This window comes from Flexivirga aerilata, from assembly GCF_013002715.1.
Lineage (GTDB): Bacteria > Actinomycetota > Actinomycetes > Actinomycetales > Dermatophilaceae > Flexivirga > Flexivirga aerilata.
This window is the reverse complement of the sequence record NZ_JABENB010000002.1, coordinates 584,533-606,656: the sequence shown is the minus strand read 5'-3', so window position 1 is coordinate 606,656 and position 22,124 is coordinate 584,533. Positions and strand designations below refer to the sequence as shown.

22 protein-coding genes are annotated in these 22,124 nt (G+C 70.5%); 9 read left to right on the top strand and 13 right to left on the bottom strand.

Annotated elements, in window-relative coordinates:
* Nucleotides 1-153: 153 nt before the first annotated feature.
* Complete coding sequence (locus tag HJ588_RS14695; RefSeq protein ID WP_171156857.1) at nt 154-984, top strand: sulfurtransferase; 831 nt, start codon at nt 154-156, stop codon at nt 982-984.
* Between the two features lie 72 nt (nt 985-1,056).
* Here HJ588_RS14695 and HJ588_RS14690 read toward each other — a convergent pair whose 3' ends face one another.
* A complete protein-coding gene (locus HJ588_RS14690; protein ID WP_246242453.1) occupies nt 1,057-3,078 on the bottom strand; it encodes a PhoX family protein in 2,022 nt (673 codons plus the stop codon).
* Nucleotides 3,079-3,212: 134 nt separating this feature from the next.
* Complete coding sequence (locus tag HJ588_RS14685) at nt 3,213-3,803, bottom strand: TetR/AcrR family transcriptional regulator (RefSeq protein ID WP_343036744.1); 591 nt, start codon at nt 3,801-3,803, stop codon at nt 3,213-3,215.
* 91 nt (nt 3,804-3,894) lie between these two features.
* Here HJ588_RS14685 and HJ588_RS14680 point away from each other — a divergent pair, with 91 nt between their 5' ends.
* A complete protein-coding gene (locus HJ588_RS14680; protein ID WP_171156855.1) occupies nt 3,895-4,647 on the top strand; it encodes an SDR family oxidoreductase in 753 nt (250 codons plus the stop codon).
* A 7-nt stretch (nt 4,648-4,654) separates the two neighbouring features.
* On the opposite strand, the gene dusB is transcribed toward HJ588_RS14680, so the two are convergent.
* The 5 genes from dusB to HJ588_RS14655 all read right to left on the bottom strand — a co-directional run bounded on the left by dusB (nt 4,655) and on the right by HJ588_RS14655 (nt 9,712).
* Nucleotides 4,655-5,860 (bottom strand): tRNA dihydrouridine synthase DusB, encoded by a 1,206-nt coding sequence (gene dusB, locus HJ588_RS14675; RefSeq protein WP_171156853.1) that lies wholly within the window; start codon nt 5,858-5,860, stop codon nt 4,655-4,657.
* Between the two features lie 167 nt (nt 5,861-6,027).
* Complete coding sequence (locus HJ588_RS14670; protein ID WP_171156851.1) at nt 6,028-6,633, bottom strand: response regulator transcription factor; 606 nt, start codon at nt 6,631-6,633, stop codon at nt 6,028-6,030.
* Entirely contained in the window at nt 6,630-7,883 is a 1,254-nt protein-coding gene (locus HJ588_RS14665) for a sensor histidine kinase (RefSeq protein ID WP_171156849.1), read from the bottom strand. The genes HJ588_RS14670 and HJ588_RS14665 overlap by 4 nt, the downstream gene beginning before the upstream one ends.
* A gap of 36 nt (nt 7,884-7,919) precedes the next feature.
* A complete protein-coding gene (locus tag HJ588_RS14660) occupies nt 7,920-8,732 on the bottom strand; it encodes an ABC transporter permease (RefSeq protein ID WP_171156847.1) in 813 nt (270 codons plus the stop codon).
* A 35-nt stretch (nt 8,733-8,767) separates the two neighbouring features.
* On the bottom strand, nt 8,768-9,712 hold the full coding sequence (locus HJ588_RS14655) for an ABC transporter ATP-binding protein (RefSeq protein WP_246242452.1): 945 nt from the start codon (nt 9,710-9,712) through the stop codon (nt 8,768-8,770).
* 116 nt (nt 9,713-9,828) lie between these two features.
* On the opposite strand from HJ588_RS14655, the gene HJ588_RS14650 reads away from it, so the two are divergent.
* Both HJ588_RS14650 and HJ588_RS14645 read left to right on the top strand, forming a co-directional pair.
* Nucleotides 9,829-10,140 carry a DUF6703 family protein gene (locus HJ588_RS14650; RefSeq protein WP_171156845.1) on the top strand — a complete coding sequence of 104 codons (312 nt, stop codon included), beginning with the start codon at nt 9,829-9,831 and terminating at the stop codon, nt 10,138-10,140.
* A 5-nt stretch (nt 10,141-10,145) separates the two neighbouring features.
* The gene (locus tag HJ588_RS14645; RefSeq protein WP_171156842.1) at nt 10,146-10,556 is read left to right on the top strand and encodes a Fur family transcriptional regulator; all 411 of its coding nucleotides are present in this window, start codon (nt 10,146-10,148) and stop codon (nt 10,554-10,556) included.
* Between the two features lie 4 nt (nt 10,557-10,560).
* Here the strand turns inward: HJ588_RS14645 and HJ588_RS14640 are convergent, their stop codons facing one another.
* Nucleotides 10,561-11,358 (bottom strand): isoprenyl transferase, encoded by a 798-nt coding sequence (locus HJ588_RS14640; protein WP_171156840.1) that lies wholly within the window; start codon nt 11,356-11,358, stop codon nt 10,561-10,563.
* A complete protein-coding gene (recO, locus tag HJ588_RS14635; RefSeq protein ID WP_171156838.1) occupies nt 11,355-12,107 on the bottom strand; it encodes a DNA repair protein RecO in 753 nt (250 codons plus the stop codon). The genes HJ588_RS14640 and recO overlap by 4 nt, the downstream gene beginning before the upstream one ends.
* 63 nt (nt 12,108-12,170) lie before the next feature.
* On the opposite strand from recO, the gene HJ588_RS14630 reads away from it, so the two are divergent.
* Both HJ588_RS14630 and HJ588_RS14625 read left to right on the top strand, forming a co-directional pair.
* A complete protein-coding gene (locus tag HJ588_RS14630; RefSeq protein WP_171156836.1) occupies nt 12,171-13,721 on the top strand; it encodes a phytoene desaturase family protein in 1,551 nt (516 codons plus the stop codon).
* A gap of 47 nt (nt 13,722-13,768) precedes the next feature.
* Entirely contained in the window at nt 13,769-14,404 is a 636-nt protein-coding gene (locus tag HJ588_RS14625) for an alpha-ketoglutarate-dependent dioxygenase AlkB (protein ID WP_171157251.1), read from the top strand.
* On the opposite strand, the gene HJ588_RS14620 is transcribed toward HJ588_RS14625, so the two are convergent.
* On the bottom strand, nt 14,389-14,988 hold the full coding sequence (locus tag HJ588_RS14620; protein WP_171156834.1) for a GNAT family N-acetyltransferase: 600 nt from the start codon (nt 14,986-14,988) through the stop codon (nt 14,389-14,391). The two genes, HJ588_RS14625 and HJ588_RS14620, sit on opposite strands and share 16 nt — an antisense overlap.
* Before the next feature lie 113 nt (nt 14,989-15,101).
* Here HJ588_RS14620 and HJ588_RS14615 point away from each other — a divergent pair, with 113 nt between their 5' ends.
* Nucleotides 15,102-15,941 (top strand): serine hydrolase, encoded by an 840-nt coding sequence (locus HJ588_RS14615; RefSeq protein WP_171156831.1) that lies wholly within the window; start codon nt 15,102-15,104, stop codon nt 15,939-15,941.
* Between the two features lie 35 nt (nt 15,942-15,976).
* Here HJ588_RS14615 and HJ588_RS14610 read toward each other — a convergent pair whose 3' ends face one another.
* Both HJ588_RS14610 and HJ588_RS14605 read right to left on the bottom strand, forming a co-directional pair.
* On the bottom strand, nt 15,977-16,564 hold the full coding sequence (locus tag HJ588_RS14610; protein WP_171155824.1) for a hypothetical protein: 588 nt from the start codon (nt 16,562-16,564) through the stop codon (nt 15,977-15,979).
* A gap of 25 nt (nt 16,565-16,589) precedes the next feature.
* Nucleotides 16,590-17,819: an aminotransferase family protein gene (locus HJ588_RS14605; RefSeq protein WP_343036742.1), complete on the bottom strand. Its 1,230-nt coding sequence runs from the start codon at nt 17,817-17,819 to the stop codon at nt 16,590-16,592.
* Nucleotides 17,820-17,906: 87 nt separating this feature from the next.
* On the opposite strand from HJ588_RS14605, the gene HJ588_RS14600 reads away from it, so the two are divergent.
* Nucleotides 17,907-18,704 carry a maleylpyruvate isomerase N-terminal domain-containing protein gene (locus HJ588_RS14600; RefSeq protein WP_171156829.1) on the top strand — a complete coding sequence of 266 codons (798 nt, stop codon included), beginning with the start codon at nt 17,907-17,909 and terminating at the stop codon, nt 18,702-18,704.
* 7 nt (nt 18,705-18,711) lie between these two features.
* Here the strand turns inward: HJ588_RS14600 and leuA are convergent, their stop codons facing one another.
* Nucleotides 18,712-20,505, bottom strand: a complete 1,794-nt coding sequence (leuA, locus tag HJ588_RS14595; RefSeq protein WP_343036741.1) for a 2-isopropylmalate synthase — start codon at nt 20,503-20,505, stop codon at nt 18,712-18,714.
* Between the two features lie 376 nt (nt 20,506-20,881).
* On the opposite strand from leuA, the gene HJ588_RS14590 reads away from it, so the two are divergent.
* Nucleotides 20,882-22,045 (top strand): M4 family metallopeptidase, encoded by a 1,164-nt coding sequence (locus HJ588_RS14590; protein WP_171156826.1) that lies wholly within the window; start codon nt 20,882-20,884, stop codon nt 22,043-22,045.
* Nucleotides 22,046-22,124 lie beyond the last annotated feature (79 nt).

Here is a 22,124-nt window from a genome sequence, read left to right as displayed (position 1 = left end):
GAAAGCCTCCGGTGGTGGTTCGTTGTCCGTTCGGGGACGGACCCTGTCAGCGACGAGCCTACTCATCCGCCGCGGGGCGGTGTCTCCCCCTTGAGGGTGGTTACGCGCCGTTTGCGTTGCACCGGCCCCGGGCGCCCACCACACTTTGTTGGTATGACGCGACCTACGCACCCCCTGATCAGCGCCGCCGCCCTCGCGGACGTGCTGCCCGCGGTCACGGTGCTCGACACCCGTTGGCAACTGGGCCAGCCGTCGCGGCGCCCGTCGTACGACGAGGGCCACGTGCCGGGGGCGGCCTGGGTGGAGTTCGAGGAGGTGCTGTCGGGTGAGCCCGGCGCGGGCGGCCGCCATCCGATGCCCGACGGCGACCGCTTCGAGTCGGCCATGCGGACCGCCGGCGTGCGTAACGACACGCCCGTCGTGGTGTATGACGACGGCAACTCCCTGGCCGCCAGCCGGTGCTGGTGGCTGCTGCAGTATTTCGGCAAGGAGGACGTGCAGGTGCTCGACGGCGGTTTCGCCGGTTGGGTGGCCGGCGGTCACCCCGTCACGACCGACCCGGCCGACCCCGTCGAGGGCGACTTCGTGGCCACCGACCCCGGCGCGGCGCTGCTCGACGCGGACGACGCCGCCGACATCGCCGACCGTGCACTGCTGCTCGACGCCCGGCCGGCCGACCGTTTCGCCGGCGTCAACGAGACCATCGACCCGGTCGCCGGCCACATCCCCGGTGCGGTCTCGGCACCCGCGCTGGCCAACGTCACCGAGACGGGACACTTCCTGTCCCCCGACGACCTGGCGATGCGCTTCACGGCGCTCGGGGTGAAGCCGGACACCGAGGTCGGCGTCTATTGCGGCTCCGGCGTGCAGGCGACCCACCTCGCGCTCGCGCTGCAGGCCTCCGGCATACATCCGCACACGAGCGTCTACATCGGCTCCTGGTCGCACTGGATCACCGACCCGGAGCGTCCGGTCGAGGTGTGAGTGCACGCGCGAACGGCGCGGCCGGGAGGACGTCCCGGCCGCGCCGTTAACGCGAATCAGCTTGCTATCCGGTCACTTCCGGGTGCGCTTCTTGTCGGCATACACCTGGATGACGCTGGGCCGCGGCTGGCCGGTGCCGTCATACGGGAACTGGCTGGCGGGGTTGGCGGGCGTCGCGCCGCTCACCTCGCCCGGGTGCTGCACCGAGCACAGCACGGTGGTGTCGTCGACGATCAGCGGACCGGCGGCCTCGGCTCCGTGCGGCATGGTGTGGAACTGCTGCACGTGGCCGAACTCGGCTCCCTCGAGCGGCATCATGAAGAACGCGTCGGCGTTGCCGAGCGCGTTGCCGTCGGTGGAGATCCAGAGATTGCCGCGCGAGTCGAAGGCGACGTTGTCCGGGCAGGAGATCGGGCTGACCTCGGCACGGTCGTAGCCGTCGAAGTAGGTCGACGGGTCGTTCGGGTCGCCGGCGATCAGCACCAGCCGCCAGGTCATCGTCGTCGCGGCCGCGTCATTGCCGGCCTCGGTGATCTCGACAATGTGGCCGTGCTTGTTGGACGGGCGCGGGTTGGGGCCGTCGACCTGGGCCGCGGTGCGCTTGGAGTTGTTGGTGCAGACCATGTAGACCTTGCCGGTCACCGGGCTGGGCTCGACGTCCTCCGGGCGGTCCATCTTGGTGGCGCCGACCTGGTCGGCCGCGAGGCGGGTGTGCACGAGCACCTCCTCGACCGACATGCCCGCGACGGCCGACTTGCCGTCCTTGGTGAGCGGCACCCAGGTGCCGGTGCCGTCGTGGTCGGTGGCCGATCCGCCCGCGAACTTGGCGACATAGAGGTCGCCGGCCTCGAGCAGCGTGAGGTTGTGCTTCTTGTCGCCGGGCTTGTAGCGGTCGCGCGAGACGAACTTGTAGAGGTAGTCGAAGCGCTCGTCGTCGCCGAGGTAGACGACGGCGCGGCCGTCGGCCGACAGGCGGGTGGTGGCGCCCTCGTGCTTCACCCGGCCGAGCGCGGTGTGCTTGCGCGGGGTCGACGCCGGGTCGGCGGGGTCGACCTCGACGACGTAGCCGAAACGGTTGACCTCGTTGGGTTCCCGGGTCGCGTCGAAGCGCGGGTCGACCGACTCCCAGTTGCGGCCGGCGGAGCCGGTGACGCCGTAGCGGTCGTAGGCCGCCTTCTGATCGGCGGGCGCCTCGGGCGCGCGGAAGTAGCCGTTGAAGTTCTCCTCGCCCGAGAGGACCGTGCCCCACGGCGTCATACCGCCCGAGCAGTTGGCGAAGGTGCCGAGCACCCGCCGGCCCGACGGGTCGGCGGTGGTGCGGGTGAGCTTGCTGCCGGCGGCCGGTCCGGTGAGTTGGATGGGCGTGGTGGCGGTGATGCGGCGGTTGACCTTCGCGCCGAGCTTGGCGCGCCAGGTGTCACCGGTCTTGCGTACCTCGACGACCGACATGCCGTGCGCCGCCATCACGATCTTGACCTGCTCGGGGGTGAGCGCCGACGCGGAGGTGTAGCCGCGGAACATCAGCTCTTCGTTGGTGTATTCGTTGTTGACCACGAGCAGCCCGGCGTTCTTGCCGGTGCGGATCAGGCCGACGTAGTCGCAGTTGTAGCCGAACTGCTGCTCCTGCGCGGCCGCGGTCTGCTTGTCGAAGTCGAAGCTCGGCGCACCCGTGACGATCGGGTCGCCCCACTTGACCAGCGGCTCCCAGGTGAAGCCCTGCGGGGTGACGACCTTGTCGGTCGCGAACGGCACCGGCGGGGTCGCTTCGAAGTCCCAGACGTATGCCGAATTCGGTTTCGCCTTAGGGGTTTTCGTCTTCGCTGCAGCAGGCTGGCCGGCCTGGACTCCGACGGCCGCGGCCGCCAGCGCGCCGACGCCCACCGCGCGCAGCACGGTGCGGCGGCTGTGGCCGGCGCTCGCGACCAGGTCGCCGAAGTATTCGTTGTCCGACGCGTTGGGCACCGGGTGGAAGCAGGCGTTGGCACAGCGGTACTGACAGGTCATCGGGTCGCGCGAGCCGTTGTGCGGCGCGAGTCGCAGCTGGCGGCGGTTGCTGACCGGCACGGAGGAGGTCTCGTCGGGGCGAGCGGACATGGCGAAGGGCCTTCCTGGCAGGGTGCGATGCGGATCTCCGTATGCCGCCACCCCCTGACTCGGCGGAATACACCCCGAACCTTAAGAAGTCCTGAGCGTGCGTTGCGTGAACTCCAGGTGGCCACGACACGACATCACGGCCACGCTCGTGCGGCGACCTCTCCGACGCGGCGTAGCTCCGCCCGGCCGGCACCGTCGCGCGCCGCTTCGGCCAGCCCGGTCAGGGCGCCCATCGTGAACCGCGCCAGCGCCCGAGCGTCGACATCCCCGTCGAGCGTTCCGGCCCTGATGTCCGCTCGGATCCGGGCCGCGAGCCGGTCGACCTTGGCGTTGCGCAGACCGGAGAGGAGACGGCCGACCTCGGGGTCGTGCGTGCCGGCGTCGCCCGAGACGACGAGGCAGCCGGAGGGAAGGTCGCGCTGTGTGTAACGCGCCGGCGCTTCGGCGAACAGCCGGAAAGCGACATCACGGGCGGTCGGCTCTTCGGCCAGCGCGCGGTCGATGAAGCCGCCGTAGACCCGGTCGTAGGCCGCGACAGCCTCCGCGAAGAGCGTTCGCTTGTCGCCATAGGCGCGATAGAGACTCGGCGCTGAGATGCCGAGGGCGGTCGTGAGGTCCCGCATCGACGTCGCCTCGTAGCCGTGCCGCCAGAACAGCCGAATTGCCTTGTCCAGTCCGGCATCCCGGTCGAACGATCGGGGCCGGCCACGTGTCGCTTCGGTCACTCCCTCATTGTATATCGATCGTTCCGTATTTATGGTGGTGCATGTCATTGCGTAACGATCACTACGCATACGCGACCATCGAAGGAGCACCATGCCGGATCTCAACGGCAAGACCGCGCTCGTCACCGGGGCAGGCCGCGGCATCGGCCGCGCCATCGCCCTACGCCTTGGCCGGGATGGAGCGCGGGTCGTCGTCCATTACGCCTCAAGCGGCAACGGTGCCGCGGAAACCGTTGCGCAGATACGCGATTCGGGCGGGGATGCCATGGCGATCCAGGCCGAGCTGGGCGTCGACGGCGACGCGGAGCGGCTGTGGTCGGCATACGACGAACAGGCCGACGGCGTCGACATCATCGTCAACAACGCCGGGGTGCTCGGCGGCCGGATCCCGTTTGCGGAGGTGACCGAGCAGACCTACGACGAGATCTTCGCGGTGAACACTCGGGCGCCGTTTTTCGTGCTGCAGCACGGATTGAGTCGCCTGCGGAGCGGTGGACGGATCGTCAACGTGTCAACGCGATTCACGCATGGCGCGCGCGTGCCGGACCTCGCGGCATACGCGATGTCGAAGGCGGCAATCGACTCGCTGACGGCGACGCTCGCCAAGGAACTCGGCCCGCGCGGGATCACGGTCAACGCGGTCGGACCGGGCGCGACCGCCACCGACATGAACGCGGCACGGTTGGCCAGTGAGGAGGGTCGGGCCGAGATGGCGGCCCTGTCGCCCCTGGCGCGCATCGCCCAGCCGGAGGACGTCGCCGACATCGTGGCGTTCTTGGCGTCCGACGACGCCCGGTGGGTGACCGGTCAGTGGGTCGACGCCAGCGGCGGTTCGATGCTGTAGCGGGCCGTCAGCCGCCGGAGACCGACAACTCGGCCTGCGCGACCTCGGCCCGCAGCCGGTCGTCGAGTGCCTGGGAGTCGAGCCACCCCTCGGGCAGCACCACGTGCCGCTCGGACCCGGCGCGCCCGCGCTGACCTTCTGCGGCGTCGCCGGGCCACGGCTGGTCGAGTTCGAGGGTGCCGATGAGGTCGTCGAGCGCGGTCAGCGAGTCGACCAGGCCGAGGCTGGCGCGCAGGTGCGAGCCGACCCGGAATCCCTTGAGATACCAGGCGATGTGCTTGCGGATGTCGCGGCACGCCTTGCGCTCGTCCTCGAAGAACTCGGCGAGGTAGACGGTGTGCAGCCGCAGCGTGTCGGTCACCTCGCGCAGCGTCGGCTGCACCCGGGTGGGGCGGCCGGCGAAGGCGGCGGCCAGGTCGGTGAACAGCCACGGACGACCGAGGCAACCGCGACCGACAACCACGCCGTCGCAACCGGTCTCGCGGACCATCCGCACGGCGTCCTCGGCCGACCAGATGTCGCCGTTGCCGAGCACCGGGATGCTCGTCACGGTCTGCTTCAGCTGGGCGATCGCCTCCCACTTCGCCGTGCCGGAGTAGGCCTGCGCCGCGGTGCGGGCATGCAGCGCGACGGCCGCGGCGCCCTCACCCTCGGCGATGCGGCCCGCCTCAAGGAAGGTCAGGTGATCGTCGTCGATGCCCTTGCGCATCTTCACCGTCACCGGGATGTCGTATGGCGCGGCCTCGCGCACCGCCGCAGACACGATCCCGCGGAAGAGTTCGGTCTTCCACGGCAACGCCGCTCCCCCGCCCCTGCGGGTGACCTTCGGCACGGGGCAGCCGAAGTTGAGATCGATGTGGTCGCAACGGTTTTCGCTGGCCAGGATGTGCACCGCACGTGCGGTGGTAGCCGGGTCGACGCTGTAGAGCTGGATCGAGCGCGGCTGCTCATCGGCGTCGTGCTCGATCAGCCGCATCGTGAGCGGGGTGCGCTCGACCAGCGCGCGTGAGGTGATCATCTCGCTCACGTAGAGGCTCGTCGCTCCCGATGCGCCGCCCGCGGCGGAGCCGGCTGCGCCATACCTGCGGCAGAGGCGGCGGAACGCCCGGTTGGTGATGCCCGCCATCGGCGCCAGCACCACCGGCGACTCGATCGTGTGGCACCCGATCTGCAACGGCGGCAGCACGGGGGTCGGGGCAAGGGTCTCGGTCATGGCGTCGTCCATGGTCCCAGGCGGGCGCGGCCGGGCCAAAATCGGCGGCATGCTCGCACGCCCGCGCGCCCATGCATCGAGTGACGGCTCCCTGGCCGACTGACGGCCGTATGAGGGCGTCAGTCGCCGAGGGAGCCGTCAGTCGCCGGAGCGGGAGGGCGCATGGCTCAGAGCCAGCCGTTGGTCTCGGCGATCTGCGCGGCCTCGGCGCGGGTGCGGGCGCCGGTCTTGCCGATCACCGCGGACAGGTGGTTGCGCACGGTGCCCTCGGAGAGGAAGAGCTCCCCCGCGATGTCGGCGACGGTGCCGCCGCCGCGGGCCACCCGCAGCACGTCGGTCTCGCGCGCGGTGAGCGGCGACTCGCCGGCGATCAGACTGTCGGTCGCGAGGGCCGGGTCGACCACCCGCAACCCCTGGTGCACCCGGCGCACGGCGTCGGCGAGCTCGCGCGCCGGGGTGTCCTTGACCACGAAACCCGCTGCGCCGGCTTGCAATCCGCGTCGCAGATAACCCGGCCGGCCGAAGGTGGTGACGATCAACACGCGGCAGTCGGGCAGCACCTTGCGCAGCTCCGCCGTCGCGGAGATGCCGTCGAGGCGGGGCATCTCGACGTCCATCAGCACGACGTCGGGCCGCTTCTCGGTCGCCGCCGCGACCACCTCGGCGCCGTCGCCGACCTCGCCGACGACGGTGAGGTCGTGCTCGAGCTCGAGCAGCGCCGCAAGGGCACCGCGCACGAGTGCCTGATCGTCGGCGAGCATCACCCTGATCATGTGGGTCGCACCTCGGGTGATCTCGCCACCTGTGCCGTCGTCGGCCGTGTCACGTGTTCGTCCTCCCGCACCGCAACCGTCACCGAAAACCCGTGGGGCATCTCGGATTTGGTGATCAGCACTGCCCCCGACGCGTTGGCCCGCTCGCGCAGCCCACGCAGGCCGTTGCCGCTCGGCGACACTTCCGGGCCGCCGACCCCGTCGTCGGCCACGGTGAGCGCGCGCGGGGTGACCGTGATGACGCAGTGCTGCGCCCGGCTGTGCCGCAGCACGTTGGTCACGCTCTCCCGCACCGTCCACGCGAACAGTTCGACCAGGTCGGCCGGCACCTGGTCGAGCGCGGTCGGGGTGCGTGCCTCGATGCCGGCGGCCGCGAGCGCCTCACGCGCGCGGGTGAGTTCGCCGGACAGCGAGATCTCCCGGTAGCCCTCGACGGCCCGGCGCACGTCGGCGAGCGCCGTGCGCGAGAGGGTCTCCAGGTCGGCGACCTCGGCGCGCGCCCGCTCGGTGGCGTCGGCGTCGAGCAGGCGGCCGGCGAGTTCGGCCTTGACTGTGATGACCGTCAGCGAGTGCCCGAGTATGTCGTGCAGGTCGCGCGCCATCCGGTTGCGCTCCTGCTGCACCATCAGCTCGGCATTGACCTGCTGCGACTCCTGCAGCTGACGCTGCCGGCGGCCGGCGACCCGGCCCACGGTGATCGCGAGCGCGCCGAACCCGAGACCGACGAACATGCTCCAGTCCTGGCGCCAGTCGGCGGCCTGCCACAGCACCATGTAACCGAGCGCGACCGCGACCACCACGCCCCAGCCGACGAGCGGCGTGAACGTCCACAGCGCCGACAATGCGAAGAAGACGGCCGCGGTGTAGCCGTTCTGACCGACGGTGACGACACAGGCGACCGCGAGCAGGCCCATCAGCCCGTAGCGCAGCAGGTCCCACGCGGGCAGCGTCATACGGCAGCCGGGGCGGGCCGCCTGGATGAAGATCTCGCGGCGCGCGTAGAAGTGCCAGAGGTAGACCACGCAGAAGGCCGGCACGACGAGGACACCGAGCATCCCGCGCGGGGTGTCGATGCGCTGCACCGCGTCGACGAACGGCTGGATCATCCAGAACAGCCAGATGCCGCCCCAGAAGAACATCACCGCGAGCGAGCCGCGCCGCTCATGGGCGTCACCGGTGCGCGCGCCGTGACGATCGGGGCCGCACCCGGGGGGATCCCCCGGGTGCGGCCGCTGCTTCTCAGTGGTCATCGCCGGTCAGCTTTGCACGAACTTCTTGAGCGGGCCTCAGACCCGCTGGGTGTCGCGCCGGAAGCACCACACCGCACCGGCGAAGAACAGCCCGATCCAGGCGACCGCACTGACCGCCCACATCGCGTCGAAGGATCCGCCGAGCACCGGGTAGCGGGCGATCTGGGACAGCCCCCACAGCGGTGTGAACGACGCGACGGTCTGCATGGTGTGGTTCATCACCTGCAGCGGCAGGAAGAGGCCGCCGGCGAAGGCCAGCAGCGAGATGCCGGGTCCGAGGATCTGCATGGCGTTCTCGGACGGCACCAGGTAGCCGACGAAGAGCCCGAGCGAGGCGAGGCAGCTGCCGCACACCCAGGCCAGCACCATCGCGACCGGCCACTCGAGCGCCGAGAGCTTCGCCCCCGTCGCCGCCCCGATCGCGAAGACGATCAGCACCGGCAGCGCCGCGGCGGCCATCGCGCACACCACCTTCACCGCGATGTATGCCGAGCCGGTCAGCGGGGTGAGCCGCAGCTGCCGGCTCCAGCCCTGCGCCCGCTCGACCGAGACGCTCGCGCCGATGGCAGCGGCGGCGGCGACCGCGCCATACACCGCGAAGGTGATCATCTCGTAGGCCTTCACGTCGATCGAGCTGTCCGGGAACGTGCCGCTCTGGGTCGCGCCGAAGGCCGCGTAGAAGACCACCGGCAGCAGGACCGTGAAGATCATCGTGCGCTTGTTGCGCAGCACCCGGCCGAGCTCGATGCGCAGCAGTCGCCCGCTGAAGCCGCCGCGGGCCGGCACCCGGCGGTCGAGGTTGATCGGCTCGTCGGCCGGGATCGGTTGCACTACAGACAGATTCGACATTTCAGGTCTTCCCCTCGTGAGTGAACTCAGTAATCTCAGTGATCTGAGCGCTCGTCGCTGGTGAGCGCGACGAAGGCGTCTTCCAGCCCGCGCGCGGTGATCTCGATGTCCCTGGCGTCGGTCTGCGTCAGCAGGTGCCGCGCGACCGCGTCGCTGTCGTTGGCGTGCAGGAGCACGGACTCACCGCGCACCTCCACCGACTCCACACCGGGTATGGCGGCCAGCTCCCGATCACTCAGCCCGCGCAAGGTGGCCCGCACGGTCCGCCCGGACGCCATCGCCTTGATCTGCGACCCGGTGCCGTCGGCGACGATCTGCCCGTGCCGCATCAGCACGATGCGATCGGCGTAGAGGTCCGCCTCCTCCAGGTAGTGGGTGGCGAAGAGCACCGTGCGGCCACGCTCGGCGTCCTGGCGGATGGCCGACCAGAAGTCGCGGCGCCCGGTCACGTCCATGCCGGTGGTCGGCTCGTCGAGCACGATCAACGCCGGGTCGGAGACGAGCGCCATCGCAAACCGCAGCCGCTGCTGCTGACCACCGGAGCACTTGTGCACCTTGCGGTCGGCGATGTCGGCGATGCCCGCGCGCTGCAGGCACTCCTCCACTGAGCGGGTTTGCACGAACAGGCTCGCGGTCAGGTCGACCGTCTCCCGCACGGTCAGGTCACGCAGCAGACCGCCGGTCTGCATGACGGCCGCGACCAGGCCGCGGGCGACGGCGGCGCGCGGCTCCATGCCGAAGACGCGCGCGGTGCCCTCGTCGGGCCTGGACAGGCCGAGCATCATGTCGATGGTGGTCGTCTTGCCCGCGCCGTTCGGGCCGAGGAACGCCACCACCTCGCCCGGTTGCACCGTGAGGTCGAGGCCCTTCACCGCCTCGACCGTGCCGAAGCTCTTGCGCAGACCGGCCAGCGCGATCGCCGGTGCCCCCTGCGGGCCGCCGCCGGTGACCGGCCCGCCCGTCGCTGTCGTCGTCATCATGCCCAGCAGCCTGCCGCCGACCGTCGCACGCCGTATCTGCCGCGCGTCACCACCGCGCCATGACATCGGTCATGGGTCGGCCCGAGGTGCAGCGCCCGGCGGATATCCTGGGAGCGATGAGCGCTCCGTCCCGTCCTCAGGTCCACTCCTCGCCGCTGCGCGTCCGCGTCGAGCACGCCAGCGGCCCCGCGGTGCAGGCGATTGCCCGCGCCCCCCGCGCGCTCCCCGCCGGGATCGCGCTGTTGCTGATCGTGATCGGTGCGATCTTCCGCGGCCCGGTCGGCGCGGTGTGCTTCGGGATCTGCGCGGCCGTGGTCGGCTGGTTGCTCTATCTCGCCTGGCCCCGCATCGAGCCGATCGAGCGCATGATGCGCATCGCGGTGCTCTTCCTCGCCGTGGCGCTGACCGTGGTGTGTGCGGCAGGATGAGCGCGATGACCAGCGGGAACCAACCGGTGCGCCGGACCACCCGGCAGCAGGTGGCCGTCGCCGAGCAGCTCAACGGCCAGGACGACTTCGTCTCCGCCCAGGACCTGCACGCCTCGCTACGCCAGGCGGGCGAATCCGTCGGTCTGGCAACGGTTTACCGGGTGCTGCAGACCATGGCCGCCGACGGTGACGTCGATGTGCTGCGCGGCCCGGACGGCGAGGCGATCTACCGCAAGTGCAGCACCGGGTCCCACCACCATCACCTGGTCTGCCGGGAGTGCGGCCGCGCGGTCGAGGTCGAGGGACCGCAGGTCGAGCACTGGGCCGCCGAAGTCAGTGCGGCACACGGCTTCACCGGCGTCGAGCACACCGTCGAGATCTTCGGCGTGTGCGCGGAGTGCAGCGCCAAGCAGTAGCCGGTTACCCGGCCGGCGCGCCCGCCTTGTCCACGGCGCCGCCGAAGCGCCGGTCGCGGTCGGCGTAGATCTGGATCGCCCGCCACAGGTCACGGCGGTCGAAGTCGGGCCACAGCGTGTCGAGGAAGACCATTTCGGCATACGCCGACTGCCACAGCATGAAGTTGCTGGTGCGCTGCTCCCCCGACGACCGCACGAAAAGGTCGACGTCGGGCATGTCCGGCCAGGTCAGGTGGCGCGCGATCGTCTTCTCGCTGATCGAGCTCGGCTTGAGCTTGCCGGCCTGCACCTGCTCGGCGATGCGCCGGGTCGCGTCGGCGATCTCGGCGCGGCCGCCGTAGTTGACGCACATCTGCAGGGTCATCACGGTGTTGCCGGCGGTGATCTCCTCGGCGCGCTGCAGCTCCTTCAGCACCGACCGCCACAGGCGGGGGCGTTGCCCCGACCAGCGGCAGCGCACGCCCCACGAGTTGAGCAGGTCGACCCGGCGCCGGATCACGTCGCGGTTGAAGCCCATCAGGAAGCGCACCTCGTCCGGCGACCGCCGCCAGTTCTCGGTGGAGAACATGTATGCCGACAGGTTCGGCACGCCCGCCTCGATGCAGCCGGCGATCACGTCGATCAGCTGCGCCTCGCCCGCCTCGTGGCCCTTGGTGCGCGGCAGTCCGCGCTGGTTGGCCCAGCGGCCGTTGCCGTCCATCACCATCGCGATGTGCTGCGGCACCAGCCGCGCCGGTATGACGGGGGGCTTCGCACCGCTCGGATGCGGGTCGGGACGCAGGTGGTCGTGCTGCCGGGTCATCGCGTCGTTTCGAGGTGAGAGCTGCTGCGGTCCACGAGACGCAACGATCTCACGCCGCGTTCGAGGTGCCACTGCACGTAGGCCGACACCAGCCCGCTGCCCTCCCGGCGGGCGGTGTCGTCGCTCGCGTCGGCGACCGTCCAGTCGCCGGTGAGCAGCGCCGCGAGCAGCACGAAGGTCTCCTGGTGCGGGGCCGCGCTGCCCGGGGTGCGGCACGAGTAGCAGACCGCGCCGCCGCTCGCGAGATTGAAGGCGCGGTGCGGGCCGGCGGCCCCGCACCCGGCGCAGTCGACGAAGCTCGGTGCCCAGCCGGCGATCGACACCGACCGCAGCAGGTAGGAGTCGAGCACCAGCTCGGGCCGGTGCTCTCGGTGCGCCAGCGACGCGAGCGCGCCGGCGAGCAGGTTGAACTGCTGCGGCACCGCCTCGTGCTCCTCGCTGAGCCGCTCGGCGGTCTCGAGCATCGCCGTCGCGGCGGTGAACGCGCCGTAGTCGCGCACCAGCTGCTCGCCGTAGGGCGCCAGCATCTCCGCCTGGGTCACCGTGTCGAGCGAACGACCCTCGTAACACTGCAGATCGACGATCATCCCCGGCTCCAGCCGGGCGCCGAATCGGGACTTGGTGCGACGCACGCCCTTGGCCACCGCGCGCACCTTGCCCCGCCCGCGGGTGAGCATGGTGACGATGCGGTCGGTCTCCCCCAGCTTGTGGGTGCGCAGCACGATGCCGACGTCGCGATAAGTGGCCATGACGACGTCCATTGTCGCCGACGGGCGGGCGATGGGCGCGCAGGCCCGCCGTACCCTGCCCCCATGCCTCAACGCTCGTATGACGTGATCGTGGTCGGCGGCGGTCACAACGGCCTGACCGCGGCCGCCTACCTGGCCCGGGCCGGACGGACGGTGTTGCTGCTGGAGCGGCAGGACCACCTCGGCGGGGCATCGGTCTCGGCGGAGGCGTTCGCCGGCACCGGCGCCCGGCTGTCGCGCTACTCCTACCTGGTCAGCCTGCTGCCGCGGCAGATCATCCGTGACCTCGGCCTCGCGATCACGCTGCGGCGGCGGCGTTACTCGTCCTACACACCGGTGCCGGGCGGCGATCGCGGGCTGCTGATCGACAACCAGGACGCGGCGGCCACGGCCGCGTCGTTCGCCGCCATCGGCGCCGCCGGGGACGTCGACGGCTGGCACGACTTCTACGCCCGCACCGGCCGGCTCGCGCAGACGCTGTGGCCGACGGTGACCGAGCCGCTGCGCAGAGCGGCGCAGGTGGAGGAGCTGATCGGCGACGGTTCGCTGGTCGATGACTTCCTGCGGCGGCCGCTCGGCGAGGTCATCGAGGCGAGCGTGGCCGACGACCTGACGCGCGGGGTGATGCTCACCGACGGGCTGATCTCGACCTTCGCGCGGGCGCACCAGGCCGACCTGCAACAGAACATCTGCTTCCTCTACCACGTGATCGGCGGCGGGACCGGCGACTGGGACGTGCCGGTCGGCGGGATGGGTGCGGTGTCGGGCGCGCTCGAGCGGGCCGCGCGGGACGCCGGCGCCGAGCTGGTCACCGGCGCCACGGTCACCGCCCTCGACGACGGCGCGGTGACCTGGCACAGCGACGACGACGAGCTGACCGCGACGGCCGGCCAGGTCCTGTGGGCCGCCGCGCCGGCGGTGCTCGACGGGCTGATGGGTGCCGCGCCGTCACCCGCCGAGGGCGCGCAGGTGAAGGTCAACCTGCTGCTGTCGCGGCTGCCCCGGCTGCGCGACGGCGAGGTCGCGCCGGAGGCCGCCTTCGGGGGCACGTTCCACATCAACGAGACCTACTCCGGTCTGGAAACCGCCTACCAGCAAGCGATTTCGGGCGCCGCTCCGACTCCGATGCCGGCCGAGATCTACTGCCACTCGCTCACCGATCCGACGATCCTGTCGCCGGAGCTGCGGGCGTCGGGAGCGCAGACGCTGACCGTCTTCTCCCTGCAGACCCCGGACCGGCTGCTCGACGGCAGCGACGCCGAACGGGCGAAACTCGAGCGGGCCGTGCTGGATTCGCTCTCCAGCGTGCTCGCCGAGCCGATCGAGGACGTCGTGCTGCGCGATGCAGGCGGCAACCTCTGCATCGAGACCAAGACCACGCGCGACCTGGAGCGGACCCTCGCGATGCCGGGCGGCAACATCTTCCACGGCCCGCTGAGCTGGCCCTGGGCGGACGACGACGAACCGCTGCGGACGCCCGCGCAGCGGTGGGGAGTGGCAACGGCATACGGGCCGATCCTGTTGGCGGGCGCGGGATCTCGCCGGGGCGGCGGAGTGAGCGGCCTCGGCGGCTATCACGCGGCGCAGGCCGCGCTGGAGTCCTTCGGCGACTGATCCACTCGACATCGGTTCGAACACCTGTCTACACTGGCCGGGTGAGTATGCCGCTGCAGGGCTCCCTGCTCGACCAGGTCGACGAGGTGGGGCTGCGCCCACTCGCCGGCGCGGTCCGGCGCACCACCCTGACCCGCGGCGCCTGGATCGACCTGCGGCCCGGCTGGTTGACCGGCGCGGACGAGTTGTTCGCCCGCCTCGCCCTCGGCGGCAGCGCAGGCGTCGACTGGCAGGGCGAGCGCCGGATGATGTACGAGCGCGAGGTCGACACCCCGCGCCTGCTGCGCTTCTACCACCAGCACGAGCAATTGCCCGATCCGGTGCTGGCGCAGGCGCGTTCGGCGCTGTCCGGCTACTACCGGGCGGAGCTGGGCGAGCCGTTCACCACGGCGGGCATGTGCCTCTATCGCAACGGCGACGACTCGGTCGCCTGGCACGGCGACCGCATCGGCCGGTCGAGCACACAGGACACGATGGTCGCGATCGTCTCGATCGGCCACCCGCGCACGCTGGCACTGCGCCCGGTCGGCGGCGGCAGCTCGATCCGGCACACGCTCGGCCACGGCGACCTGCTGGTGATGGGCGGCTCCTGCCAACGGACTTGGGAACACGCCATCCCCAAGACCAGCAAGCCGGTCGGCCCGCGGATCAGCATCCAGTTCCGGCCCTACGACGTGCGCTGACCCGTCGCACTGCCGGCACCGCCGACACTGCCCACCTCGCTGCGCAGCTTGCCGAAGACGACCAGGTCGACACGGCCGGCATGCACGAACCCGGCCGAGCGAAGCACACCCTCGCGCTGGAAGCCCGCCGCCAGAGCCGCCTTCTGTGAGCCGAAATTGCCTGTCGCAGCACGGATTTCGACGCGCTCTATGCCCTGGTCGCACAGTGCCCAGTCGGCGAGCAGCCGCGCCGCGCGACCGGCCAGTCCGTGTCCTCGGTGCCCGGGCATCACCCAGTAGCCGATCTCCGTCGTCCTGCCGCGCCAGTCGGTCTTCTTGCAGTCGATCATCCCGGCGTAGTCCCCCTGGTGCTCCAGCGCGCAGACGATGCCGGCGCCGGAGTCGAGCTGCCGCGGGGCGAAGTCGGCGACGAAGCCGCGGGCGTGGCTCTCGTCATACGGATCGGGCAGCGGGAGCCACTCCTGGGTGAGCCGGTCCCGGCAACCGGCAACGATGGCCGGCACGTCGGCCTCGACCGGCTCGCGGAGCAGCAGGTCGCCGTCGCGCAGCAGGGCGCGCTCGAAACGCGTGGGGGTGCTCGCCATGGCACCCATTAAGCACCACCCCGAGGTGCTTCGGACACGAATTGATCTCGGCCGGCGCGGCGCGACCCGAAACCGCGCACCGCGCCACCATGGCGCCGCTACTGTCCCGCGCCATGGAGAGTCGACCCGTCACTCGACGTCTCGCATTGCTCGTAGGTGCCACCGGGCTGACCGCCGGCGCGTCCCTTGCGATGCCGGACCGAGCCCTTGCCACCACCCGCGCGCAGCTCAGCGCCCAACTGACCGCCTACCAGCGCTCGCGCGGCGGCAACATCGCGCTGTGCGTCTACGACCGGCGCAACCGCACCACCTGGGGTTTCTACGACGGGTGGCGCAACGAGACACTCAGCATCATCAAGGTGCTGATCCTCGCCACCGTGCTGCGCCGCTGCCAGGAACGCGGCATCGAGCTGAGCGCCGCGCAGCGCTCACAGGCGACCGCGATGATCACCCGCAGCGACAACACCGCGACCAACTCGCTGCTCATCTGGGCCGGGGCGAGCAACGTGCGCCGGGTGGCCGGCCTCTACGGCATGAGCGCCACCGTCGTGCAGGGCGGCACCGCGGCCGGCGCGGCCGACTGGTGGGGCTACTCGACCACCACCGCGCGCGACCAGATCACCCTGATGACCGGCATCATCTGGGGCACGACGGTGCTGACCAGCGCCCACCGTGAATATCTCAAATCGCTGATGTCCCAGGTGGTTTCGTCCCAGCGCTGGGGAGTGTGCGCTCCCCCGCTGCCCACCAGCAACGTGTGGATGACCAAGAACGGCTGGGGCCCGCGCGCCGGCGGCTACCGGCTCAACTCGGTCGGCCACATCTACGGCAACGGACGCGACTACAACGCCGTCATCCTCACCCGTGCCCCGGCCGGTTACAGCTACGGCCTGACGACGATCAACGGCGTGTCGCGGATCCTGTATGACGCGCTGCGCGTCCCGCTCAGTTGAGGCCCGGTGACGGACCGCTGAGGGACTGCTGAGGTTCAGTTGCCCGCGACGGCGATCAGCGTGACGAGCAGGATCACCACGACGATCAGCGCCACCAGCACCGACACACCCTTGCGGCGCTGCTTGGTCGGGCCCATCGCGCCCTTCATGAACTGCACGAACGGCGCCGCGTAGTAGACCTCGGCGGTCTGGCCCGGCGCGACGTCTACGTCGTAGGACGCCTGGCCGTAACGCACGATCCAGGTCGCGTGTGCACTGACCCGGTGCGGACCGGGTGGCACCGGAATCGTGTTGACGCCGTAGGAGACCGCCACCGGGTAGCCGTCGATCTGCACCTTCGGGGTGAGGATGTTGGAGGTCAACGGGCTGCCCTGCAGGGTCAGCCGGATGAGCCCGCTCGGCATCCCGGGCGCGCCGGCGGGCGGGTAGGCCTGCGGGGCCGGCTGGTGGGGCTGTCCCGGATAGCCCTGCGGCGCCTGCTGTTGGGGCGGCTGGCCCGGGTAACCCTGCTGTGGCTGCTGCCCCGGCTGGCCCGGATAGCTCTGCGGCTGGTGTTGCGACTGACCCGGGTAACCCTGCGGCGCCTGCCACGGATCCTGCTGTCCCCCACCTGGATGCGTCATACCGGCACCCTAGCGGGGGCGCCGGTCAGCCGAGGGCGGTCTCGATCGCGGTGCCCAACTCGTCGACCTGCGCGTCGGTCATCACGAACGCCGGCGAGATCTGGATGCCGCCCGCACCGACCGCGCGGGTCGCGACACCGTGCTGCCGCAGGGACGCGGCGAGGCCGGCCGCCTCGGACGGCTCGGTGAGCTGCACGGCGGCGAGCGCCCCGGTGCCGCTGCGCACCTCACTCACCCGCTCGTGCTCGGCGATCGGCGAAAGCCGAGTCTGCAGAGTGGTTTCCAGCCGCGCGGCGTCCTCAAGCAGACCCTCCTGCTCGATCAGGTCGAGATTGGCCAGCGCGACCGCCGCCGCCGCGGCATGCCCGGAGTAGGTGTAGCCGTGCCGCAGCCAGCGTCCGGCGTCCGGGGCGAAGAAGAGCTCGGCGACCTTGGGCGCCACGAACACCGCACCCATCGGCAGATAGCCGGACGTGAGGCCCTTGGCGGTGGTGACGAAGTCGGGTTCGAGGCCGAATCGCGTTGAGGCAAACCATGATCCGCCGATGCGGCCATAACCGGTGACGACCTCGTCGGCGACGAAGAGCACTTCGTTCTCGGTGCAGATCTTGCGGACCGCGGTCAGGTAGTCCTCCGGCGGCGGGTAGACGCCGCCGGCACCGATCACCGGCTCGCAGAAGAACGCGGCGACATTGTCCGCGCCGAGACGCTCGATCGTCGCGCGCAGGTCCTCCGGGTCGTCCCAGACGACGTGGGCCTGGTCCTCGATGAGCTCGCCATACCCCTCGGTGTTGCCGGGGATGCCGCCGAGCGACGTGCCGGCGTAATGCATTCCGTGATAAGCCTTCTGGCGGCCGATGATGATGCGGCGGCTCGGCTGCTCCATCTCGACCCAGTAGCGCCGCGCGATCTTGGCGGCGGTCTCGACCGAGTCCGACCCGCCCGACGTGAGGAAGATCTTGGAGCCCGGCACCGGCGCGATCCCGGCCAGTCGCTCGGCGAGCTGCAGCGTCACGTCCGGGACGTAGTCACCGAAGGTCGAGTAGTGCGCCAGCTTGGTCATCTGCTCCGCGGCGGCGTCGGCGAGCTCCCGCCGGCCGTGACCGACATTGGCGAACCAGAGGCCGGCCGTCGCGTCGAGGTAGCGGTTGCCCTTGTCGTCGTAGACGTGCACTCCCTCGGCCCGGGTGACGACGAACTCGCCCCCGCGCTCGACGGCGCCCATGTCGGAGAACGGATGCCAGAACGCGCCCACAGCGCACCCTCTTCCCTGCTCGATGCCGGTTGTCCCGCACGAAAATATCGACTGCGGCTGTCGGGGCCAGACCCTAGGGTCCCCCGTATGACGACCGAGCCGCCGTTCCGCCAGCTGATCACCGACGAGTCCGCCCGCTTCCGTGCCGCCCTCGCGACCGCGCCCAACCGGGCCGTGCCGACCTGCCCCGACTGGAGCACCGACGACCTGCTCTGGCACCTCACGGAGGTGCAGTGGTTCTGGGGCACGATCGTCGCCGATGACGTGTCCGACCCGCAGACCCTCGAGCACCCCGAGCGGCCGAGCGGCCGCGCCGCCACCCTCGCGGCCTTCGACGATGCCAGTGCCGCGCTCCGGCGGGCCCTCGCCGACACCACGCCCGACCAGCGTCGCTGGATGTGGGCGCAGGACGACGCGCTGCACACCGCCGGGTACATCGCCCGCCGCCAGGCGCACGAGGCGCTGATCCACCGGGTCGACGCCGAGCTCACCGCCGGCGGGCCGGTCGGCCCGATCGACCCGACGCTCGCCGCTGACGGCGTCGACGAGGTGGTGCGGGTGATGTACGGCCGGGAACACCGGCTGCTCACCTTCGCGCCGACGGAGGGTCAGGTCGTCGCCCTCGTCGCGATCGATACCGGCCGCCGGTGGCCGCTGCAGCTCGGCCGCGAGACCGGCACCGACCCCGACAGCGGCGAGCAGTATGACGACGCCAACTTCCGGCCGGCCCCGGACGACGCGACCGCCGTCGCGACCGTCAGCGGGCCGGCCGCCGACCTGGACCTGTGGCTGTGGAACCGGCCGACGAGCGCGCCGCTGCACCGCACCGGCGACACCGACGCGCTCGCGGCCCTTGACGCCATACTCCAGGAGGGGCTGCAGTAGGCGCGCGTCAGGCCTGCAGCGGCTGCGCGGCCGAATCCCCTTCGTGCTCAGCGCTTTCGGCGGACTTCGTGTCACGCTCGGCCCGGTTGACCGCCGACAGGATCGCGGTGAGTGACGCCTTGACGATCGAGCTGTGCACGCCGACGCCCCAGATGACCCGGTCGCCGATCGCGCACTCGAGGTAGGCGGCGGCGCGGGCGTCTTCACCGGCCGACACCGCGTGCTCGGCGTAGTCGAGCACGCGCACGTCGACGTCGATGGTCGCGAGCGCGTTGATGAAGGCGTCGATCGGGCCGTTGCCCTCGCCCTCGACGGTGATCTCCCGGCCGTGGTCGGTCATCGTCGCGACGATGTGGTCGCGGCCCTCGTCGCCGCTCTCGATGCGGTGGGTGACCGGCGCGAAACGGCCCCAGGCGGTCTCGCCCGAACCGGTGCCCGGCAGGTACTCGTCCTCGAACGCGGTCCACAGCTGCGCCGGGGTGACCTCGCCGCCGGAGGTGTCGGTGTGCCGCTGCACGACGCCGCTGAACTCCACCTGCAACCGGCGCGGCAGGTCCAGCTGGTGCTCGGTCTTGAGCAGGTAGGCGACGCCGCCCTTGCCGGACTGGCTGTTGACGCGCACGACCGCCTCGTAGGACCGGCCGACGTCGTGCGGGTCGATCGGCAGATAGGGGACGCCCCAGACGAGTTCGTCGATCGACTTGCCGGTCTCCGCCTGCTGGCGGGCCATGTCGTCGAAGCCCTTCTTGATCGCGTCCTGGTGCGAGCCGGAGAACGCCGTGAAGACGAGGTCACCGCCATACGGGTGGCGCTCGTGGACCGGCAGCTGGTTGCAGTGCTCGACGGTGCGCCGGATCGAGTCGATGTCGGAGAAGTCGATCTGCGGGTCGATGCCCTGCCCGAACAGATTGAGCCCCAGCGTCACCAGGTCGACGTTGCCGGTGCGCTCGCCGTTGCCGAACAGGCAGCCCTCGATGCGATCGCCGCCGGCCTGGTAGCCCAGCTCGGCGGCGGCGACGCCGGTGCCGCGGTCGTTATGCGGGTGCAGGCTGAGCACCACCGACTCGCGACGGTTGAGGTGCTTGCTCATCCACTCGATCGAGTCGGCGTAGACGTTCGGGGTCGCCATCTCGACTGTCGCCGGCAGGTTGATGATCATCTTGTGGTCCGGCGTCGGCTCGATGATGTCGATGACGTCGTTGCAGATCCGCGCCGCGAACTCCAGCTCGGTGCCGGTGTAGGACTCCGGGGAGTATTCGTAATAGACGTCGGTGTCCGGGATCGTCTCCTCCAGCTTCTTGCACAGCCGCGCCGCCTGGATGGCGATATCGGCGATGCCGTCCTGGTCCAGCCCGAAGACCACCCGGCGCTGCAGCACGCTGGTGGAGTTGTAGAAGTGCACGATGGCCTGCTTGGCGCCGCGGATCGCGTCATACGTCCGCTCGATCAGCGCGTCGCGGGACTGGGTCAGCACCTGGATGGTGACGTCGTCGGGGATGTGACCGCCCTCGATGAGCTCCCGGACGAAGTCGAAGTCGGTCTGGCTGGCGCTCGGGAAACCGACCTCGATCTCCTTGTAGCCCATGCGGACCAGCAGGTTGAACATCCGCATCTTGCGCTCGGAATTCATCGGGTCGATCAGCGCCTGGTTGCCGTCGCGCAGGTCGACCGCGCACCAGCGCGGCGCCTTGTCGATGATCCGGTCCGGCCACTGCCGGTCGGGCAGGTCGACCTTGATTTGCTCGTGGAAGGGGACGTACTTGCCGATCGGCATCGTGGTCGGCTGCTGGGGGTGCTTCACTGTTCTCGCCTTTGCGGTGGGTGCTGGGCTTCGGCCCGGGCAGCAGAACCTCCGCGGCGAGGAAGGCCGAAAGTCAGGCCTCGCCGCGGCAGCGAAGGAGAAGCACGTATGCCGCACGCACGCTCCGCAGCCTATGGCACCCGTCGCACGGTGTCCATGGTTCGGGCATGACGTCCATCACTCGGACGCGGTCGAATGGTCGGGCACGCCCTGAGCACGTTTCGGGTGCACACCCCGCGACCGTCGCGACTTCTGCACGCCCCGGGCAGGTTTCGCGTGCGCACCCCGCAACCGTCGCGACTTCTGCACGCCGCGGATTCGAGTTGTGTGCTTCGCAGAGCCCAGGTTGTCGGTGTCGCGAGGCACGATGAAGGACATGAGCCACTGTCTGATCGTCCCGCCCCAGATCCTGCGTCGCCTGCTCGACAGCGACGAACCCGCGGTCGTGCGCGCCGCCGAACGCACCCTGGCGGTGAGCGGCGCGATCGTCGGCCGGCGGTCGGTGCGCAGCTCCGGCCTGACCGGGTCGCCGGGTGCCGGCAACGCCGGGCTGATCCCGCAGGACCTGCGACACCGCGCCGAGTCCGCCCAGGAGCGTGAGCTGCCGTCGACGGCCCGCGACCGCAAACGCGCGCGACAGAGCGCGGCCGCCGCGTCATACAGCCCGAAGCGCACGATCTTCGACGCCAAGAACGGCACCGACCTGCCCGGCACCAAGGTGCGCGACGAGGGGCAGCCCGCCGTCGCCGACGAGTCGGTCAACGAGGCGTATGACGGGCTCGGCGACACCTTCGCGCTCTATGCGCAGGTCTACGACCGCGATTCGCTGGACGGCAAGGGCCTGCCGCTGCTCGCGACCGTCCACTACGACAAGGACTTCGACAACGCCTACTGGGACGGCGAGCAGATGGTCTTCGGCGACGGCGACGGCGTCTACTTCCGGTCGTTCACCGACTCGGTGGATGTCATCGGCCACGAGCTGACCCACGGATTCACCCAGTACACAGCGGGTTTCACCTACGTTGCCCAGTCCGGTGCGCTCAACGAGTCGGTGTCCGACTGCTTCGGGTCGATGGTCAAGCAGCGGGTCAACAAGCAGAGCGCGGCCGATGCCGACTGGCTGATCGGGCAGGGGCTGTTCACCGAGAAGGTCAAGGGCGTCGCCCTGCGCTCGATGAAGGCGCCCGGCACGGCGTATGACGACCCGCATCTCGGCAAGGACCCGCAACCGGCCGACATGGACGGCTACCAGGACCTGCCGCACGACGAGCAGAACGACAACGGCGGGGTGCACGTCAACTCCGGCATCCCCAACCGGGCGTTCTACCTGGCCGCCACCGGCATCGGCGGCAACTCGTGGGAGGGAGCCGGCCGCATCTGGTACGACGTGATGACCGCGGGCAACCTGCCGAAGGACGTCGACTTCAAGGGCTTCGCGGAGGCGACGATCAAATCTGCCGGGTCGATCTTCGGAGCCGGAGGAAAGGAGGAGCAGGCCGTGCAGCAGGCCTGGGTCACGGTCAAGGTGCTGACGGGGTGACCCGGCTGCTCAGCGCTGACCGGATGACCCGGCTGCTCACCGCTGACCGGGTGACCCGACTGCTCAGCGCTGACCGGGT

Bases quoted from the DNA above. Each gene is read 5' to 3' on its own strand.
- HJ588_RS14695 (WP_171156857.1), top strand. From the start codon at position 154: ATGACGCGACCTACGCACCCCCTGATCAGCGCCGCCGCCCTCGCGGAC.
- HJ588_RS14690 (WP_246242453.1), bottom strand. From the start codon at position 3,078: ATGTCCGCTCGCCCCGACGAGACCTCCTCCGTGCCGGTCAGCAACCGC.
- HJ588_RS14680 (WP_171156855.1), top strand. From the start codon at position 3,895: ATGCCGGATCTCAACGGCAAGACCGCGCTCGTCACCGGGGCAGGCCGC.
- dusB (WP_171156853.1), bottom strand. From the start codon at position 5,860: ATGACCGAGACCCTTGCCCCGACCCCCGTGCTGCCGCCGTTGCAGATC.
- HJ588_RS14670 (WP_171156851.1), bottom strand. From the start codon at position 6,633: ATGATCAGGGTGATGCTCGCCGACGATCAGGCACTCGTGCGCGGTGCC.
- HJ588_RS14665 (WP_171156849.1), bottom strand. From the start codon at position 7,883: ATGACCACTGAGAAGCAGCGGCCGCACCCGGGGGATCCCCCCGGGTGC.
- HJ588_RS14660 (WP_171156847.1), bottom strand. From the start codon at position 8,732: ATGTCGAATCTGTCTGTAGTGCAACCGATCCCGGCCGACGAGCCGATC.
- HJ588_RS14655 (WP_246242452.1), bottom strand. From the start codon at position 9,712: ATGATGACGACGACAGCGACGGGCGGGCCGGTCACCGGCGGCGGCCCG.
- HJ588_RS14650 (WP_171156845.1), top strand. From the start codon at position 9,829: ATGAGCGCTCCGTCCCGTCCTCAGGTCCACTCCTCGCCGCTGCGCGTC.
- HJ588_RS14645 (WP_171156842.1), top strand. From the start codon at position 10,146: ATGACCAGCGGGAACCAACCGGTGCGCCGGACCACCCGGCAGCAGGTG.
- HJ588_RS14640 (WP_171156840.1), bottom strand. From the start codon at position 11,358: ATGACCCGGCAGCACGACCACCTGCGTCCCGACCCGCATCCGAGCGGT.
- recO (WP_171156838.1), bottom strand. From the start codon at position 12,107: ATGGCCACTTATCGCGACGTCGGCATCGTGCTGCGCACCCACAAGCTG.
- HJ588_RS14630 (WP_171156836.1), top strand. From the start codon at position 12,171: ATGCCTCAACGCTCGTATGACGTGATCGTGGTCGGCGGCGGTCACAAC.
- HJ588_RS14625 (WP_171157251.1), top strand. From the start codon at position 13,769: ATGCCGCTGCAGGGCTCCCTGCTCGACCAGGTCGACGAGGTGGGGCTG.
- HJ588_RS14620 (WP_171156834.1), bottom strand. From the start codon at position 14,988: ATGGCGAGCACCCCCACGCGTTTCGAGCGCGCCCTGCTGCGCGACGGC.
- HJ588_RS14615 (WP_171156831.1), top strand. From the start codon at position 15,102: ATGGAGAGTCGACCCGTCACTCGACGTCTCGCATTGCTCGTAGGTGCC.
- HJ588_RS14610 (WP_171155824.1), bottom strand. From the start codon at position 16,564: ATGACGCATCCAGGTGGGGGACAGCAGGATCCGTGGCAGGCGCCGCAG.
- HJ588_RS14600 (WP_171156829.1), top strand. From the start codon at position 17,907: ATGACGACCGAGCCGCCGTTCCGCCAGCTGATCACCGACGAGTCCGCC.
- HJ588_RS14590 (WP_171156826.1), top strand. From the start codon at position 20,882: ATGAGCCACTGTCTGATCGTCCCGCCCCAGATCCTGCGTCGCCTGCTC.